The organism is Streptomyces sporangiiformans, assembly GCF_005768555.2.
Taxonomy (GTDB): Bacteria; Actinomycetota; Actinomycetes; order Streptomycetales; family Streptomycetaceae; genus Streptomyces; species Streptomyces sporangiiformans.
This window is the reverse complement of record NZ_VCHX02000111.1, coordinates 1-17,120: the sequence shown is the minus strand read 5'-3', so window position 1 is coordinate 17,120 and position 17,120 is coordinate 1. Positions and strand designations below refer to the sequence as shown.

At 69.3% G+C, this 17,120-nt stretch carries 11 protein-coding genes and 2 pseudogenes; 6 read left to right on the top strand and 7 right to left on the bottom strand.

All coding sequences use genetic code 11. The features are described 5' to 3' along the window. Window positions 1–95: 95 nt before the first annotated feature. The 4 genes from FGD71_RS13505 to FGD71_RS13490 all read right to left on the bottom strand — a co-directional run bounded on the left by FGD71_RS13505 (window position 96) and on the right by FGD71_RS13490 (window position 6,192). Window positions 96–1,574, bottom strand: a complete 1,479-nt coding sequence (locus tag FGD71_RS13505; protein WP_119100674.1) for an FG-GAP-like repeat-containing protein — start codon at window positions 1,572–1,574, stop codon at window positions 96–98. Window positions 1,575–1,759: 185 nt separating this feature from the next. Further along, window positions 1,760–3,163, bottom strand: coding sequence for an FG-GAP-like repeat-containing protein (locus FGD71_RS13500; protein ID WP_119100673.1), 1,404 nt, complete (start codon window positions 3,161–3,163; stop codon window positions 1,760–1,762). A 196-nt stretch (window positions 3,164–3,359) separates the two neighbouring features. Then, complete coding sequence (locus FGD71_RS13495; RefSeq protein WP_420878284.1) at window positions 3,360–4,688, bottom strand: FG-GAP repeat domain-containing protein; 1,329 nt, start codon at window positions 4,686–4,688, stop codon at window positions 3,360–3,362. 88 nt (window positions 4,689–4,776) lie between these two features. After that, complete coding sequence (locus FGD71_RS13490) at window positions 4,777–6,192, bottom strand: FG-GAP repeat protein (protein WP_140935885.1); 1,416 nt, start codon at window positions 6,190–6,192, stop codon at window positions 4,777–4,779. A 172-nt stretch (window positions 6,193–6,364) separates the two neighbouring features. Between FGD71_RS13490 and FGD71_RS13485 the strand changes: the two genes are divergently transcribed. Continuing rightward, window positions 6,365–6,910, top strand: coding sequence for a dihydrofolate reductase family protein (locus FGD71_RS13485; protein WP_119100670.1), 546 nt, complete (start codon window positions 6,365–6,367; stop codon window positions 6,908–6,910). Between the two features lie 113 nt (window positions 6,911–7,023). On the opposite strand, the gene FGD71_RS13480 is transcribed toward FGD71_RS13485, so the two are convergent. Beyond that, a complete protein-coding gene (locus FGD71_RS13480) occupies window positions 7,024–9,300 on the bottom strand; it encodes a (Fe-S)-binding protein (protein ID WP_119100669.1) in 2,277 nt (758 codons plus the stop codon). A gap of 316 nt (window positions 9,301–9,616) precedes the next feature. Here FGD71_RS13480 and FGD71_RS13475 point away from each other — a divergent pair, with 316 nt between their 5' ends. The 5 genes and pseudogenes from FGD71_RS13475 to FGD71_RS13455 form a co-directional block, all read left to right on the top strand. Beyond that, window positions 9,617–10,642, top strand: coding sequence for an LCP family protein (locus tag FGD71_RS13475; protein WP_119100668.1), 1,026 nt, complete (start codon window positions 9,617–9,619; stop codon window positions 10,640–10,642). A 228-nt stretch (window positions 10,643–10,870) separates the two neighbouring features. Further along, a complete protein-coding gene (gene dnaK / locus FGD71_RS13470) occupies window positions 10,871–12,733 on the top strand; it encodes a molecular chaperone DnaK (protein ID WP_119100667.1) in 1,863 nt (620 codons plus the stop codon). Beyond that, the gene (gene grpE / locus FGD71_RS13465) at window positions 12,730–13,407 is read left to right on the top strand and encodes a nucleotide exchange factor GrpE (protein ID WP_119100666.1); all 678 of its coding nucleotides are present in this window, start codon (window positions 12,730–12,732) and stop codon (window positions 13,405–13,407) included. Before dnaK ends, grpE begins: the two co-directional genes overlap by 4 nt. Window positions 13,408–13,482: 75 nt before the next feature. Beyond that, window positions 13,483–14,673, top strand: a complete 1,191-nt coding sequence (gene dnaJ, locus FGD71_RS13460; RefSeq protein ID WP_119100665.1) for a molecular chaperone DnaJ — start codon at window positions 13,483–13,485, stop codon at window positions 14,671–14,673. Between the two features lie 4 nt (window positions 14,674–14,677). Then, a pseudogene (locus FGD71_RS13455) lies at window positions 14,678–15,106 on the top strand (heat shock protein transcriptional repressor HspR); the annotation flags it as partial. A gap of 331 nt (window positions 15,107–15,437) precedes the next feature. Here the strand turns inward: FGD71_RS13455 and FGD71_RS13445 are convergent. Further along, a complete protein-coding gene (locus FGD71_RS13445; protein ID WP_240436567.1) occupies window positions 15,438–16,082 on the bottom strand; it encodes a hypothetical protein in 645 nt (214 codons plus the stop codon). 70 nt (window positions 16,083–16,152) lie between these two features. Continuing rightward, a pseudogene (locus FGD71_RS13440) lies at window positions 16,153–16,812 on the bottom strand (ATP-binding cassette domain-containing protein); the annotation flags it as partial. Window positions 16,813–17,120: the final 308 nt, after the last annotated feature.

The following is a 17,120-nucleotide window of genomic DNA, read 5'->3' as shown; positions in this document are numbered from 1 at the left end:
TGGCCGGAATGGCCGGAGTGGGTGTACGGGGCCGCGCGCAGCGAGCTGGGCCCGCACCCTTCGCGGATGCGGGCCCAGCTCCACACGGTGGTACGTCAGTTGGCCGCGTTGGCGCCGAACCACGGGGTCCCGTCCGTGGAGACGCCCACGGAGGACGTCGACAGGGAGCGGGCCCCGGTCGTGGTGATCTTCGTACCGTCGGAGGGCAGGTAGACCACCGAGCCGTTGAAGCCGTTCTCGCCGTACGCGCCGACCGTCAGGTCCGCCTTGCCGTCGCCGTTGACGTCGGTGAGCTTCACCTCGCCGCCGAACCGGTCCTCCCTCTCGTCCGTGCCGGGGACACCGGCCGTGGACTGGGCGAAGTACTGGTAGCCGGAGGTGGTGTTCAGACCGGAGGCCGAGCCGTACAGAACGGTCACCGCGCCCGTGTCCACCACGCTGTTCAGGTTCTCGCCGGGTGCGCCGACGGACAGGTCCGCGTAGCCGTCGCCGTTGACGTCGCCGAGCGACAACTCACTGCCGAAGAAGTCGCCGCGCTCGGAGGAGCCCGGCACGTTGCCGCTGTTCTGGGTCACGGCGACCGTGGTGGCCGGGCCGTCGGCGGAGCCGTAGATGATGTGGACCTTGCCGCCGGTGGACGTCTCGGGCATCGACGGCTCGGTGTCGTCCTTGGCCGGGTCCCAGTCCTGGCCGGTGACGATGTCGCCGTAGCCGTCGCCGTTGACGTCGGCGATGCCGGTGATGACACCCCGCTTCAGCTCCCGCGCGTTCGCCGCGTCCAGGCCGGCGGCCGTGCCGGGCACATAGAAGTTGGTGTTCCAGCCGTAGTCGCTGTCGGTCTCGTATCCGTCGACGACCAGGTCGGTCCGCTTGTCGCCGTTGGCGTCGCCCGCGGTGAGGTTGATCGTGCCGGCGCCGCCACCGGACATGATGTCCGAGGTGAAGGAGTAACGGCCGCCGTAGGTACCGGACCTGTTGATGCCGCCCTTGAAGACGTGCACCCTGTTGGAGGAGTTGCCGACCGCGAGGTCCTCCGTGCCGTCGCCGTCGAAGTCACCCGCGGCCAGCGCCGTGCCCCAGCGGTCGTGGGACGAGACCGCGGGGTCCTTGATCGTCGTACCGCCGGACAGGCCGGTCGCCGAGCCCCACAGGACGAGGACGGTGCCGCCGTCGGTGTCGCCGTCCACGTCCTCCCCGGGCGCGGACACGGCGAGGTCGTCGAAGCCGTCGGCGTCGAAGTCGCCGTACGCGCTGACCCAGCCGAATCCGTCGCCGCTCTCGGCGGTTCCCGGGACACCGGTCGTGTTCTGGCTGACCGTGGTGCGCTTGGTGGACGTCACGCCGCTCGCCGAGCCGTACAGGGCGACGATCTGGCCGGCGGTCTGTTTGCCCCCGACGGTGGCCCCGCCCGCCGAGGTCGCGACGTCGCCGTATCCGTCGTTGTTGAAGTCCGCCACGGGGTGGTGGACCGAGTCCCCGGCCGTCGCCGTAGCGGCCGTGAAGGTGAGCAGACCGCCGGTCAGCGCGGCCGCGGTGGCCGTCGCGAGGGCGAGTCGCAGGTGCTTCTTGTGCATGCGGGTTCTCCTGCTGCATGCGGGGGACGCCTGGCGGGCGTCCACAGTCAATGGGGTGCGCACCGGTCGTGTTTGCCTGGATTTCTCCTGGGCTTCACGGGTGGTTGGCGATCAGGAGACCCCCGGAGTGAGGGAAGGGTTGTACGTGATTTCCGAGAATTTTGAGGCTGGTGAGGAAAGGGGGGTTACCGAAGGACGGAGCCGAAGCGGAGCCCCGCGCCGCCGAGGCCGAAGTCCGAGCCGTTGAAGGAGGTCACCGACGTCGTGGTCAGGCCCGTCGAGCCACCACGCAGCACCCAGACCGCTCCCGCGTCGGCCGCCGTGCCGATGTCCTCGCCGTTCGCCCCGGCCGCGAGGTCCGCGTAGCCGTTCTTGTTGATGTCCTTGAGCTGGACGGCGGAGCCGAAGTGGTCGTCCGTCTCCGCCGCGCCGGGCACACCCGAGGTGGCCTGGTGCCAGGAGGCGCCGCCGTCGTCGAGCTCGCCGGGGGCGCCCTTGAGGACGACGACGTTGCCGGTGCGGGCGACCGAGCCCACGGTCTCGCCGGGCACGCCGACCGCGACCTCCAGGTAACCGTCACCCGTCACATCGCCGACCGCGACCGAGGCACCGAAGCGGTCACCCGTCTCGGGGTCGCCGGGGACGTTCGCGTTCCCCTGGTCGTACGTCCGCCTGGGGTAGTCGTCCTCGTCCAGACCACGCGCGCTGCCCGGCCACAAGTAGACCTCGCCGCCGTTGATCGAGTCCGGAGCCCCGATGACCAGGTCGTCGTAGCCGTTCTTGTTGGTGTCGGCGGCGGCGACCGCGACCTCGTCCACACCGGTGCCGGTCGAGTTCTGCATCAGCGGCTTGTACGAGTAGCCGAGGTCGCCCGGACCGCCCTTGAGGTAGCCGGCGTACCCGTGCCCCGTCGCGCCCTTCCCGTACAGCACGTAGTCGCTGCCGCTGGTGCCGGAGAAGTGGCCGCCCACGACTCCGTCGAGGGTCACCCCGTCGGGCAGGAAGTCGAACTCCGGGCCGAGCGCGCTGCCGGAGGGCACCCCGTCCGCGTACCACCAGAAGCGGCCCGCGGAGACGACCACGAGATTGCCGCTCTCGTCGCCGTCGAGGTCGACGAAGGAGGCGCCCTCGCCGAAGCGGACGTCCTCGGCGGAGGGCGCGTTCAGGACCATGCCGCCGGTCTTGAAGCCGGAGGCACCGCCCCAGACGATCGTCATCGAACCGTCGGGCTTACCGGTCACCTTCTCGCCGGGCGCGCCGACGATCAGGTCCGCGAAGCCGTCCCCGTTCACATCACCGCTGGTCACGTTCTCGCCGAACTCGTCCTCCGCCTCCAGCACGCCGGGCACGCCCGAGGTGTTCTGGGTGACGGTCACGGAGTTGGCCGGCTGGACGCCGCTCGCGGAACCGAAGGTCACGGTCACGGCGTTCGCCTTCGGTGTGCCGATCACCAGGTCGCGGTAGCCGTCACCGTTGAAGTCGTCCTTCAGCGTGGAGGCCGCGGACGCGGAACCGGCGAGGGGCAACGTCAGCCCCGCCGCCGCGAGAGTGGCCACGGATGCCGCGACGGCCAGCTTCTTTGCACGCACGAGCCACTCCCGATGCTGGGGATACTGAGTTCGCGTGTGTGACTCCCGGGGCTTACGAAGGGTTGTGCGCGGGTGGCCATGAGGTGAACCGGGCCCGCCGGGCCCGGGACGACAGGGCCTACGTCAGCCGCAGCGGTACGCCGATGTCGTCGGGCGTGAAGAGCCGCACCCTCTTCGCCTCGAACCCGGTTCGTCCTCAGTTCGTCCTGAGGAACTCGGCGGTGGAGAAGGTGATCCGTGGCCCGGCCGCCACCGGGCCGCCAGTCTGCCCCGCCTTCTCGCCCGCGTACACCGCGACGGTGTCCTTCGTCTCTCCCCGGTACGTCCGCACGGCCAGGTCCGCCCGCCCGTCCCCGGTGAAGTCGGCGACGGCGAGGACACGGGTCGTGCCCCGGGCCGGCGGCCGCACGGTGCTCACGTCCGACGCGGACAGGCCGCCCTCACGTCCCCGGAACACCTTCAACTCCGTACCGGAGGAGACGAGTTCACTGAGCCCGTCCCCGTCGAAGTCCCCGGTGTCCAAGGCGGTGCCCGGGACCGCGAGTTCGCCGCGCAGGGTGCCCGGCACCTCGTACCGCAGCGCGGTCCCGCCCGCCGAACCGATCGCCGCGTCCAGGCCCTTGCCCTTGCCGAAGCGGCCGAAGACCACATCGCTGCCGGTGGGGAGGGAGAAGCCGGGGCGGGTGGGCCCGGCCGGTCCGCCCAGGACGACCGCGGCGGCGGCACGGCCCTCGGCGGTACGGACGAGCAGGTCGTCGTAGCCGTCGCGGTTGACGTCGACGGCCGGACCCGTGGGGACGTTGCCCGCCACCTCGCCCGCCGGGACCACCGGCGCTCCCGCCGCGCGCGGGGCGCCCTTGCGCGTGAACGGGCCGCGCAGAAAGCTGAGCCGGCCGTCCGAGGCGTGCACGACCATGTCCTGGGCTTCGTCTCCGTCGAAGTCCCCGCACACCGGCTGGTCCGGCCAGTCGTTGCCGAAACGCGCCCGCGCGGGGATCGCCAGTTTCACCGCCTGCCCGGCCAGCCCCTGGGGCGAACCGAAGAGGATCTGCAACGGCACCGGTGGCTGCCCCTGCCCGTCGTACGGCGGATCGGTCGAGACGACGAGATCCGTGAACCCGTCCTTGTCGAGGTCACAGCTCGCCTCGGCGTCGAAGACGGCGGGCAACTGCCCCTTCGTGCGCGCCGCGAGCTTGGCCGGGCTCAGCAACTGCCGTGCCGCCGGGGCGAGTCCACGGCTCGTGCCGTAGACGACACCGATGCCCGCGTCGTCCCCGTGACTCTCGCCCTTCACCAGGTCGTTGAGGACGAGGTCGCGGTGGCCGTCTCCGTTGAAGTCGTCGGGGGTTTTGCTCCCCTTGCCCTTCGGTACGGGGAGCGGGGCGGAACCCTGGTGCGCCATGCCCACGGGGCGGCGCTTGGCGGCGGGCCGCGCGTCGTGCGAGGCGGACCCGCAGCCGCTGAGCAGCAGCGCGGCGCCCGCGACAGCGCCCACCACACGTATCCCGCAGTTCCCCTTAGTCACATCAACCTCGACCACATCGTGAGACAGCAACCTGCACATGATGCGTGCCTGACAGCCATAAGTCACTGGGCAGTAACCCGGAAGTCGGTCACTGCGCGCCCGTCAGGTGGCCGTCCTGGAACGTCACCACGTCCTTGTCCCCTTCCAGGACCCAGACATATGACGGTCCCTGCGTCGGCAGCGTCCAGCGCAGAACGACCTCACAGCGGCCGTCCTGGTCGAAGTCGCGTACGGCGGCGAGGTGGGCGTACCGCTTGCCGGCCGCGAGGTCACGGGTGGCGCCGGGGACGCGGGCGGGGCCGGTGCGGCGGAGGGTGCGGAGTTTCTCCTCGTCGAGCCCCTGCGGGCTGCCGGGGATCACGGTGATCTCCGGCCTGGCGGAGCCGGGCACCGTCTGCCCGACCAGCAGTTCGTCGCGGCCGTCGCCGTCGGTGTCGCCGGCGAGATAGTCGCTCCTGATGTCCAGGTCGAGGGACTGGGGCGTGCCTCCGTCGCCGAAGTAGACGGTGAGCGTGCCGTCCACCTCCGGTGCCTCGGTCTCGTACCCCGGCTCGTTGTTGCGGCTGCCGTTGTCGCCGACGACCACATCGCCCTTGCCGTCTCCGTCGAAGTCACCGGAGGCGATCGCGCTGCCGACCCTCAACCTCCTTGCCTGCGCGGCGAATCCGCCGGGCCCGTCACCCGCGTTGAGCAGGAAGACCTCCCTCTGCTCGCCGTCGGCGCTCTTGGCGGCGACGAGGTCGGCGGTCCGGTCGCCGTCCGCGTCGACGGCCCGGAGCGAGTACGCGTTGTAGGAGTCGGGGTGGTTCACGGGGTCCGGGCGGCTGTCGCCGCGCCGGGACGGGGTGCCGTCCCGGTCGAAGGGTCCGTACAGGACGCGGAAGGTGGGGTTGTCCTGGGTGTCCTCGACGTCCGGCAGGTCGAAACGGCCGTCGCCGTCGAAGTCGCCGGGAGTGCCGGTGAGTTCGGGCAGGTCGGTGCTCGGGGTGTCCGGATCGGGTCCGGTCGGGCCGCCCCAGACGACGTGCCGGCCGAACTTCAGGTCCGCGTACCCGTCGGCGTCGAGGTCGGCGGAGACGGGGTACGGCTCGATCGTCGTCAGCGGGTCGGGGAGGGCCGGGTTTCCCGGTTTCAGGACGGTGCGGGTCGCGGGGTCGAGGCCCTTGGCGGAACCGTAGACGATGACGATGGAACGCTGGTCGTTGTAGAAGTCGAATTGGGCGGGCTTGCCGTACGAGGTGACGTACGCGAGGTCCGGGTAGCCGTCGCCGTTCACGTCGTCCGGGATCCTGCCGCCGTCGCCTCGGGGTACGGGAGCGGCGGTCACGGGAGCCGTCGAGGGCTGCTGGTCCGGCGTACCGTCTCCGCCGCCGCCGTCCGGGCCGCACCCGGCGACGGCGCCCAGCACGAGGCAGCACGCCGCCGCGACGGCGTTCCGCACCGCGCCCCGCGCTGTTTGCCGCGCTTTCTCCCGCGCTGCCCGTACGGTCCCTGAGACGCTCATGCGACGACAACACCGTATGCCTCCCTTCAGGACCAGGGGCATGGTGTGCTTCGTTATCAGGCCGTACCCGTCTTTGTCGGGTGTCGGTCACGGCCGGGGGGTGCCGGAGCGATGACTTTCGGGCCCGCCCGGGGTCCATCTCTTCGTAAGCCGACGACAAGGGAGCAGGACAATGGGCAAGATCGTCTCGAACTTCTTCATCTCGCTGGACGGTGTGGTCGAGTCGCCGGACAAGTGGCACTTCCCGTACTTCAACGACGAGATGGGCGCCTCGATCGAGGCGGGCATGCAGACCGCGGCGGGTTTCCTGATGGGCCGCACGCTGTACGACGAGTGGTCCGCGTACTGGACCGCGACGGATGCGGACCAGGACTTCGCCACGTTCATCAACAACGCCCGCAAGTACGTCGTGTCGAACACGCTGGAGAAGGCGGACTGGAACAACACCACCGTCATCTCCGGCGACGCCGCGGCCCGGCTTCGCGAGATCAAGGAGCAGGCCGACGGAGACATCCAGATGTCCGGCAGCGCGACGACCGTGCGGTGGCTGCTCGCCCATGGTCTGCTCGACGAGTTGCACCTCCTCGTCCACCCGATCGTGGTCGGCCGTGGGCAGCGGCTGTTCGAGGACACCCCGACCCATCCGCTGAAGCTGGTCAAGTCCGAGACGTTCCAGACCGGTGTACTCGACCTGACCTACGTTCCGGACGCCGGCTGACCGAAAGCCCGTGCTCCACCTCGCCTTGTCCCGAGGAACGACAACACCCCATGTCCCCGGATCGACCAGGGACATGGGGTGCTTCGTTGTGGGGCCGCGCCTGTAGTGATGCGCTACTTCACCGGCGCGGGCTCCGGCTCGTTCTCCGACTCGGGTTCGTCGGCCGGCGGCTCGTCGTCGACCGGAGTCTTGACGGAGTCGAGCAGCAGCTGGGCGACGTCGACGACCTGGATGGACTCCTTCGCCTTGCCGTCGTTCTTCTTGCCGTTGACGGAGTCGGTGAGCATGACGAGGCAGAACGGGCAGGCGGTCGACACGATGTCGGGGTTGAGGGACAGCGCCTCATCCACCCGCTCGTTGTTGATGCGCTTGCCGATGCGCTCCTCCATCCACATCCGGGCACCACCGGCGCCGCAGCAGAAGCCGCGCTCCTTGTGGCGGTGCATCTCCTGCTGGCGCAGGCCCGGTACGGCGGTCATGATCTCGCGCGGGGGCGTGTAGACCTTGTTGTGGCGGCCCAGGTAGCAGGGGTCGTGGTAGGTGATCAGACCCTCGACGGGGGTGACGGGGATGAGCTTGCCCTCGTCGATGAGGTGCTGGAGCAGCTGCGTGTGGTGGATGACCTCGTAGTCGCCGCCGAGCTGCGGGTACTCGTTGGCGATGGTGTTGAAGCAGTGCGGGCAGGTGGAGACGATCTTCTTCGCGGACTTCGGCTTCTTGGTGCTCTCGTCCTCGTCGTCCTCGCCGAATGCCATGTTCAGCGAGGCCACGTTCTCCATGCCGAGCTCCTGGAAGAGGGGCTCGTTGCCCAGGCGGCGGGCGGAGTCGCCGGTGCACTTCTCGTCGCCGCCCATGATCGCGAACTTGACGCCCGCGATGTGCAGCAGCTCGGCGAAGGCCTTCGTCGTCTTCTTGGCGCGGTCTTCGAGGGCACCCGCGCAGCCGACCCAGTACAGGTAGTCGACTTCGCTGAGGTCCTCGATGTCCTTGCCGACGACGGGCACCTCGAAGTCGACCTCCTTGGTCCACTCCAGGCGCTGCTTCTTGGCCAGCCCCCAGGGGTTGCCCTTCTTCTCCAGGTTCTTGAGCATCGTGCCCGCCTCGGACGGGAACGCGGACTCGATCATCACCTGGTAGCGGCGCATGTCGACGATGTGGTCGACGTGCTCGATGTCGACCGGGCACTGCTCGACGCACGCACCGCAGGTGGTGCAGGACCACAGCACGTCGGGGTCGATGACGCCGTTCTCTTCGAGGGTTCCGATCAACGGACGCTCGGCCTCGGCGAGGGCGGCGGCGGGCACGTCCTTCAGCTGCTCCTCGCTCGCCTTCTCCTCGCCCTCCATGGACTTGCCGCCGCCGGCCAGGAGATACGGCGCCTTGGCGTGCGCGTGGTCGCGCAGCGACATGATCAGGAGCTTCGGGGAGAGGGGCTTGCCGGTGTTCCAGGCGGGGCACTGCGACTGGCACCGCCCGCACTCGGTGCAGGTGGAGAAGTCGAGGAGGCCCTTCCAGGAGAACTGCTCGACCTGGGAGACACCGAAGACGTCGTCCTCGCCCGGGTCGGTGAAGTCGATCGGCTCGCCGCCCGACGTCATCGGCTGCAGCGCGCCCAGCGCGGTCTCACCGGTCGCGTTGCGCTTGAACCAGATGTTGGGGAAGGCCAGGAAGCGGTGCCAGGCCACACCCATGTTGGTGTTGAGGGAGACCGTGATCATCCAGATCAGTGAGACACCGATCTTGATCATCGCGGTGAAGTAGATGAGGTTCTGCAGCGTCTCGAGGCCGACCCCGTCGAAGGCGACGACCAGCGGGTACGAGACGAAGTACGCGGCCTCGTAGTGGTCGACGTGGTGGATCGCGCCCTCAAGCCCGCGCAGGGCGAGGATCGCGAGACCGATGGTGAGGATGACGTACTCGACGAAGTACGCCTGCCAGGCCTTGGAGCCCGCGAACCGTGACTTGCGCCCGGCCCGGGAGGGCAGGTTCAGCAGCCGGATCACGATCAGCGTGAGGATGCCGACGACCGTCATCAGGCCGATGAACTCGATGTACATCTCGAACGGCAGGAAGCCGCCGAGCACCGGAAGGGTCCAGTCGGCCTTGAAGAGCTGCCCGTAGGCCTGCGCGAGGGTCGGCGGCAGCGTCAGGAAGCCGATCGCGACGAACCAGTGCGCGAAGCCGACGATTCCCCACCGGTTCATCCGTGTGTGGCCGAGGAACTCCTTGACCAGCGTGACGGTGCGGGCCTTCGGGTCGTCGGTGCGGGAGCCGGCCGGGACCGGCTGTCCGAGTGTGATGTGCCGGTAGATCTGCGCGACGGCTCGGGCAATGAGCGCAACGCCGACCACGGTCAGGACTAGCGACACGATGATCGCGGCGAGCTGCATGGGGGCTCCTCGGGCCTGCGAGGGGGAAGTTCTCAGAATACGGAATGCGGTGATTACTGCTGGGTAACTTAGGCAGTCCGTCTGAGACTACTCACTTCTGTCGCCGCGCTGTAGCCGGGGGCGCGGTGATCTGTGTCGCTGAGGCAAGCCTGAGCGGCCGCGTGTCGGTGGAACCGCCCTTCCGTGGGTGTTCTCTCTGGGGTAGCCGTGTTATCGCCTCATATTTGGACATAAAGGATAACTTGTAGACGGCCCGGCCGGGCGAGGCCCTCCGGTGTCACCTCGATGCCGCAACCGGAGGGACAGGGAATCGTCCATGCAAGTACGTGATTTGTTCCCCGATCGCCGCTGGGTGCGGCTGGTCGCACTGGGTTCCGGGCTGCTGCTCATCGCGGCGGTCGCCGTGGGCGGCGGGACGTACGCGCACCTCGACGGCAACATCCGCAGTGACGACGCCCCGGCCCGCGCGCTCGACGCCGACAGGGCCGTACGGCCCAAGTCGATGGCGCCCGGGGCGCAGAACATCCTGCTGCTGGGCTCCGACCTGGAGGCCGTGCGCGACAGTCAGCGCTCGGACGTCACCATCCTGCTGCACCTGTCGGCGGACCGCAGCCGGGCCGCCCTGGTCAGTGTGCCCCGCGACCTGATGGTCCAGATCCCCCGCTGCCGCAAGCCGGACGGCGGCACCAGCCGTGCCCAGTACGCCCAGTTCAACTGGGCCTTCCAGTTCGGCGGGGCGGCCTGCGCCATCCGTACCTTCGAGGAGCTCACCGGGGTACGTGTCGATCATCACCTCATCATCGACTTCACCGGTTTCCGGAAGGTCGTGGACGCGATGGGCGGTGTACAGGTCGACGTGCCGCAGAAGGTGAAGGTGCCGGGCGACAAGCTCGTGCTGCGGCCCGGCAAGCAGCATCTCAACGGGCATCAGGCGCTCGTCCTGGTGCGCGGCCGTTCCGGTGTCGGTGACGGCAGTGATCTGCAGCGCATCGAACGGCAGAAGCTGTTCCTGCGCGATCTGCTGGCAGGGGCGCGGAGCGGCGGCGTACTGGAGGACACGACCCGGCTCTTCCCGGTCCTGAACGCGCTGACCCGTTCGCTGACCGCCGACCCGGGACTCGACTCGCTGAGGGAGTTGTACGGTTTGGTGAACAGTGCGGCCGGCATCCCCCAGAGCCGGACGTCGATCGTCACCATCCCCAGCGTGGAGGACCCCGACCGCTGGGGCCGCTACAAGCCGGTCAAGCGTCAGGCCAAGGCACTGTTCAAGGCGTTGCGCGAGGACAAGCCGCTGCCCACGCGCCTCTACAACGCGTACGACCCGGCCAACGACGAGTTGTAACCCTCAGCCCTTCTGTCGCGCTGCCCGTCTGTGGCCACGCCGGAGGTACGGATCACGTCGGAGGTACGGGTCACGTCGGAGATTACGGGGCACGCCCGGAGGTCAGGCGCCTGATTGCGGATAAGGCCTAGATAAAAGTTGAGTCGGCAGGACTCAGGTCTGTTGACTGCATTCCATCCTTCATGCATCCTTGAGCCTGATCCACTCAAGTCAGCTGGAGGAATTGAAATGGCACGTGCGGTCGGCATCGACCTGGGCACGACTAACTCGGTCGTCAGCGTTCTGGAGGGCGGTGAGCCCACCGTCATCACCAACGCCGAGGGCGCCAGGACCACGCCGTCCGTCGTCGCCTTCGCCAAGAACGGTGAGGTGCTCGTCGGAGAGGTCGCTAAGCGCCAGGCGGTCACCAACGTGGACCGGACCATTCGGTCCGTGAAGCGTCACATGGGCACTGACTGGAAGATCAACCTGGACGGGAAGGACTTCAACCCCCAGCAGATCTCCGCGTTCATCCTGCAGAAGCTGAAGCGGGACGCCGAGTCGTATCTCGGTGAGAAGGTCACGGACGCCGTCATCACCGTTCCGGCGTACTTCAACGACTCCGAGCGGCAGGCGACGAAGGAGGCCGGCGAGATCGCCGGGCTCAACGTGCTCCGTATTGTCAACGAGCCCACCGCCGCGGCTCTGGCCTACGGCCTCGACAAGGACGACCAGACCATTCTCGTCTTCGACCTCGGTGGCGGCACGTTCGACGTCTCGCTGCTGGAGATCGGCGACGGCGTCGTCGAGGTGAAGGCCACCAACGGTGACAACCACCTCGGTGGTGACGACTGGGACCAGCGCATCGTCGACTACCTGGTCAAGCAGTTCAACAGCGGCCACGGCGTGGACCTCGGCAAGGACAAGATGGCCCTCCAGCGCCTCCGTGAGGCCGCTGAGAAGGCGAAGATCGAGCTGTCGAGCTCCACCGAGACCTCGATCAACCTGCCCTACATCACCGCCTCCGCCGAAGGCCCGCTGCACCTGGACGAGAAGCTCACGCGCGCCCAGTTCCAGCAGCTGACGGCCGACCTGCTGGAGCGGTGCAAGACGCCGTTCCACAACGTCATCAAGGACGCCGGCATCCAGCTGAGCGAGATCGACCACGTCGTTCTCGTCGGTGGCTCCACCCGTATGCCCGCCGTCGCCGAGCTCGTCAAGGACCTGACCGGCGGCAAGGAGGCCAACAAGGGTGTGAACCCGGACGAGGTCGTCGCCATCGGCGCCTCGCTCCAGGCCGGTGTGCTCAAGGGTGAGGTCAAGGACGTCCTGCTCCTCGACGTGACCCCGCTGTCCCTCGGTATCGAGACCAAGGGCGGCATCATGACCAAGCTCATCGAGCGGAACACGACGATCCCGACCAAGCGCTCGGAGATCTTCACCACCGCCGAGGACAACCAGCCGTCCGTGCAGATCCAGGTCTACCAGGGCGAGCGCGAGATCGCGGCGTACAACAAGAAGCTCGGGATGTTCGAGCTGACCGGTCTGCCGCCGGCCCCGCGCGGCGTCCCGCAGATCGAGGTCTCCTTCGACATCGACGCCAACGGCATCATGCACGTGACCGCGAAGGACCTGGGCACGGGCAAGGAGCAGAAGATGACCGTCACCGGCGGCTCCTCGCTGCCGAAGGACGAGGTCGACCGCATGCGCCAGGAGGCCGAGCAGTACGCGGAGGAGGACCACCGCCGCCGCGAGGCCGCCGAGAGCCGCAACCAGGGCGAGCAGCTCGTCTACCAGACGGAGAAGTTCCTCAAGGACAACGAGGACAAGGTCCCCGGTGAGGTCAAGACCGAGGTCGAGGCCTCCGTCGAGGAGCTGAAGACCGCGCTCAAGGGCGAGGACACCGCCGAGATCCGTACGGCCACCGAGAAGGTCGCCGCCGTCTCGCAGAAGCTGGGCCAGGCGATGTACGCCGACGCCCAGGGCACGCAGGCCGCGGGCGGTCCCGAGGGTGCCGCCGAGGACGAGGGCGCGCAGGCCAAGGCAGACGACGATGTCGTCGACGCCGAGATCGTCGACGACGAGAAGGACCGGAAGGACGGTGCCGCGTGACGGAGGAGACCCCGGGCTTCGACGACCAGCAGCCCGACGTCCCTTCCGGCGCCACCCCTGAAGACGCCGAGCCGAAGGCCGCCTCCGAGGAGGGGGCGGCCCCGGCGGGGGACGCGGCAGCAGCACAGGCAGCACAGCAGACGGCGGGTCTGACGGCCCAGCTGGACCAGGTGCGCACGGCGCTCGGTGAGCGCACGGCGGATCTCCAGCGGCTCTCGGCCGAGTACCAGAACTACCGTCGCCGGGTCGAGCGCGACCGGATCACGGTCAAGGAGATCGCCATCGCGAACCTCCTGACCGAGCTCCTGCCCGTGCTCGACGACATCGGCCGCGCGCGGGACCACGGCGAGCTGGTCGGTGGGTTCAAGTCGGTGGCCGAGTCGCTGGAGACCGTCGCGGCCAAGTTGGGACTGCAGCAGTTCGGCAAGGAGGGCGAGCCCTTCGACCCGACGATCCACGAGGCCCTGATGCACAGTTACGCACCGGACGTCACCGAGACGACGTGCGTGGCGATTCTGCAGCCGGGGTATCGATTCGGCGAGCGCACCATCCGCCCCGCGCGTGTGGCGGTCGCCGAGCCGCAGCCTGGCGCGCAGACGGTCAAGGCCGATGAGGCCCAGCCGGCGGCCGACAACGCCGACGACAAGGAGAACGGTGGCCCGGACGAGGGCTGACGTCGGCGACGTACGGGGCGTACGAATGAACGTACGGACCCTACGGCGCGTGAGAAGGAAGGAGGGACGTCGAGGATGAGCACCAAGGACTTCATCGAGAAGGACTACTACAAGGTCCTCGGCGTCCCCAAGGACGCGACCGAGGCCGAGATCAAGAAGGCGTACCGGAAGCTCGCCCGCGAGTTCCACCCGGACGCCAACAAGGGAAACGCCAAGGCGGAAGACCGCTTCAAGGAGGTCTCCGAGGCGAACGACATCCTCGGCGACCCCAAGAAGCGCAAGGAGTACGACGAGGCACGTGCCCTCTTCGGCAACGGCGGCTTCCGGCCCGGCCCCGGCGCCGGCGGTGCCGGCACCTTCAACTTCGACCTGGGCGACCTCTTCGGAGGCGCGCCCCAGGGCGGGGCGGGCGGTGCCGGCGGCGGCTTCGGCGGCGGGCTCGGGGACGTCTTCGGGGGCCTGTTCAACCGCGGTGGCGCGGGCACCGGCACGCGTACGCAGCCGCGGCGCGGCCAGGACATCGAGTCCGAGGTCACGCTGAGCTTCACGGAGGCGGTGGACGGCGCGACGGTTCCGCTGCGCATGTCCTCGCAGTCGCCGTGCAAGGCCTGCTCGGGCACTGGCGACGCGAACGGCACACCGCGGGTCTGCCCGACGTGCGTGGGCACCGGCCAGGTGGCGCGCGGTTCGGGCGGCGGCTTCTCGCTCACCGACCCGTGCCCGGACTGCAAGGGCCGCGGTCTGATGGCGGAGAACCCCTGCGAGATCTGCAAGGGCAGCGGCCGCGCCAAGTCGTCGCGCACGATGCAGGTCCGTATCCCGGCGGGGGTGAGCGACGGCCAGCGCATCCGCCTGCGCGGCAAGGGCGCGCCCGGCGAGCGGGGCGGTCCGGCGGGCGACCTGTATGTGGTCGTGCACGTCGGCGCCCACCCCGTCTTCGGCCGCAAGGGCGACAACCTCACGGTGACGGTGCCGGTGACGTTCGCGGAGGCGGCGCTCGGCGGCGAGGTGAAGGTACCCACGCTGGGCGGGCCCCCGGTCACGCTGAAGGTGCCGCCGGGCACGCCCAACGGGCGGACGATGCGCGCCCGCGGCAAGGGCGCGGTCCGCAAGGACGGTACGCGCGGCGACCTGCTGGTCACCGTCGAGGTCACCGTCCCGGCGAACGTGACCGGCAAGGCTCGTGACGCGCTGGAGGCGTATCGCGAGGCGACCGCGGGCGAGGACCCGCGGGCGGAGTTGTTCCAGGCGGCGAAGGGAGCATGAGGAGATGGACGGCCGTCGACGCAATCCGTACGAGCTGACCGAGGAGACTCCGGTCTACGTCATCTCCGTGGCGGCCCAGCTCTCCGGTCTGCACCCGCAGACCCTGCGCCAGTACGACCGCCTCGGCCTGGTCTCGCCCGACCGCACGGCGGGGCGCGGCCGACGCTACTCGGCCCGGGACATCGAACTGCTCCGCCAGGTGCAGCAGTTGTCCCAGGACGAGGGCATCAACCTCGCCGGCATCAAGCGCATCATCGAACTGGAGAACCAGGTCGCCGCCCTCCAGTCCCGCATGGCGGAAATGCAAGCGGCCCTGGACGGCGCCGCCGCGGCCATGCAACAGCGCGAGGCCGCGGTGCACGCCTCGTACCGGCGCGATCTGGTGCCGTACCAGGAGGTGCAGCAGACGAGCGCGCTGGTGGTGTGGCGGCCGNATGCAACAGCGCGAGGCCGCGGTGCACGCCTCGTACCGGCGCGATCTGGTGCCGTACCAGGAGGTGCAGCAGACGAGCGCGCTGGTGGTGTGGCGGCCGAAGAGGTCGCAGGACCAGTAGCCGGCAGGCTGCCGACTGCCAACTGCGTGAAGGGGCCCGGAGGTTGTCGAACCTCCGGGCCCCTTCACGCAGTTGGCGGCAGTCGGGCCGGCTGCCGGCACGAAAGGCAGAACGACAAGAAGTCAGAAGCAAGAAGCAGAACCGCAGGAAGCATGAAGGGCCGCGCCGGGACGTCGTCACCGGCGGGGCCCTTGACGGTAGGCGGTCCCGTCAGGGGATGAGGTCGCCGATCGCGTCGATCACGAGCATCCACATGGGCTGCGCGCCGGTGCCGAACGCGGCGGCGAGCGCGTACCCGAGGGCCGCGTCCGCCGCGTCCACCTTGGCGCCCTCCTTCCACTCGGCCAGGACCTGCCCGTCGCCGTCCGAGGAGAAGTCCCCGATGTGTTCCTTGTCCTTCAGGAGCCGGCTGCCCGGGATGGAGTCGGGCACCAGGCGGTGGGCGCGGCCCGCGTGCCGTACGTCGACGCGGTACGAACCCCGGGTCAGACGTCCCTTCGCGGGTATGAGGACCGCCTTCTCGCCGTCGACGGTCAGCGTGAGCCGCTCGCCGTCCCGGGTGCCGATCGGGATGTGGGTCTCGGCCTCGGTCCCGGCGTCGCGGCGCAGGACGATCCGGGGGATCGCCTCGCCCTCGACGATCACTTCTCCCTGCTCGGTGTCCAGCCGGACGTTCAGCTCACCGAACAGGTCGTCCTGGACGAGGTGTTCCACGACGGGCTCCGGATTCTCCTCGTCGTCCCAGTGATCGTCGTCCCAGTGGTCGTCGTCCCAGTGGTCGTCGTCCCGGTGGTCGTCGGGCGCCGCGTCGTGGGGACGGTCGGGCGTGTGCGCGGGTGCCGGGTCCTTCGGCATGCGGTCTTCCTTTGCTGTGTGCATTTCTGACGGATGGTCAGGACGTCAGGGTTTACGTCAGGTTCCGGTGTCAGGCTCCTGCCGCGGTCAGCTGGGTGGCCGCGAGATCCCGGTACAGCTCGTTCCTCCCCAGGAGTTCCCCGTGCCGGCCATGGTCGCGTACGCGGCCGTCCGCGAGCAGCACCCTGTGGTCCGCGGAGGTGACCGTGGACAACCGGTGGGCGATCAGCACGACGGTGCAGTGCTGGGCCGCCCGTTCCACGGTATGCCGCAGCGCGGTCTCGCTCAGCCCGTCGAGATGAGCCGTCGCCTCGTCCAGCAGCAGCACCTGCGGGCGGCGGAGCAGGGCACGGGCGATGGCGAGGCGCTGGCGCTCGCCCCCGGAGAGGGCGAGGCCGCAGGCGCCGACGTGGGTGTCGAGCCCCTCCGGGAGCCGGTCGACGAGGGAGTCGAGCAGCGTGTCCCGCAGCACCTGGGAGATCGCCTCCTCGGTGGCGTCCGGGGCGGCGTAGAGGAGGTTCTCGCGGAGGGTGCCCGCCAGCATCGGGGTGTCCTGCTCCACGTACGCGATGCGCCGGCGCACCTCGGCGCGGCTGAGCGTGGCGATGTCGGTGCCGTCGAGGAGGACACGGCCGCCGTCCACGTCGTAGAAGCGCTGGAGGAGCGAGAAGACGGTCGTCTTGCCGCTGCCGGAGGGCCGGGCACCACGAACGACGCCGCCAACTCCCGCAACCCGCCCACCCCTTCACCCCCGCCCCGGCCCAAAAACCCCGTCATCGCAGTCAACGAGCACCATCTGCAAAGGTCACCCATTCGACCCAAGAACCCGCGTTCCCCCAGGGAGAAGGCCCAGGACACACCAACCGGACAGGCCCCCCAAACTCGCCCCTGCTCACCAAAACGCACCACAACTCAGTCAACCGCCAGCAGATCCCAACCCTCGTACCCCGGCTGGCGGCGGGGGCGGCCGAGGCGGGCCGGGCCGCGCGCCCGCGCATCGCGACGGCGGTCCACGTGGCCGTCCGCAGGCCCGGCCGC

Coding starts and splice junctions, on each gene's coding strand:
- FGD71_RS13480 (WP_119100669.1), bottom strand. CDS start 9,300: ATGCAGCTCGCCGCGATCATCGTGTCGCTAGTCCTGACCGTGGTCGGC.
- FGD71_RS13505 (WP_119100674.1), bottom strand. CDS start 1,574: ATGCACAAGAAGCACCTGCGACTCGCCCTCGCGACGGCCACCGCGGCC.
- FGD71_RS13485 (WP_119100670.1), top strand. CDS start 6,365: ATGGGCAAGATCGTCTCGAACTTCTTCATCTCGCTGGACGGTGTGGTC.
- FGD71_RS13445 (WP_240436567.1), bottom strand. CDS start 16,082: ATGCCGAAGGACCCGGCACCCGCGCACACGCCCGACCGTCCCCACGAC.
- dnaJ (WP_119100665.1), top strand. CDS start 13,483: ATGAGCACCAAGGACTTCATCGAGAAGGACTACTACAAGGTCCTCGGC.
- FGD71_RS13490 (WP_140935885.1), bottom strand. CDS start 6,192: ATGAGCGTCTCAGGGACCGTACGGGCAGCGCGGGAGAAAGCGCGGCAA.
- dnaK (WP_119100667.1), top strand. CDS start 10,871: ATGGCACGTGCGGTCGGCATCGACCTGGGCACGACTAACTCGGTCGTC.
- FGD71_RS13475 (WP_119100668.1), top strand. CDS start 9,617: ATGCAAGTACGTGATTTGTTCCCCGATCGCCGCTGGGTGCGGCTGGTC.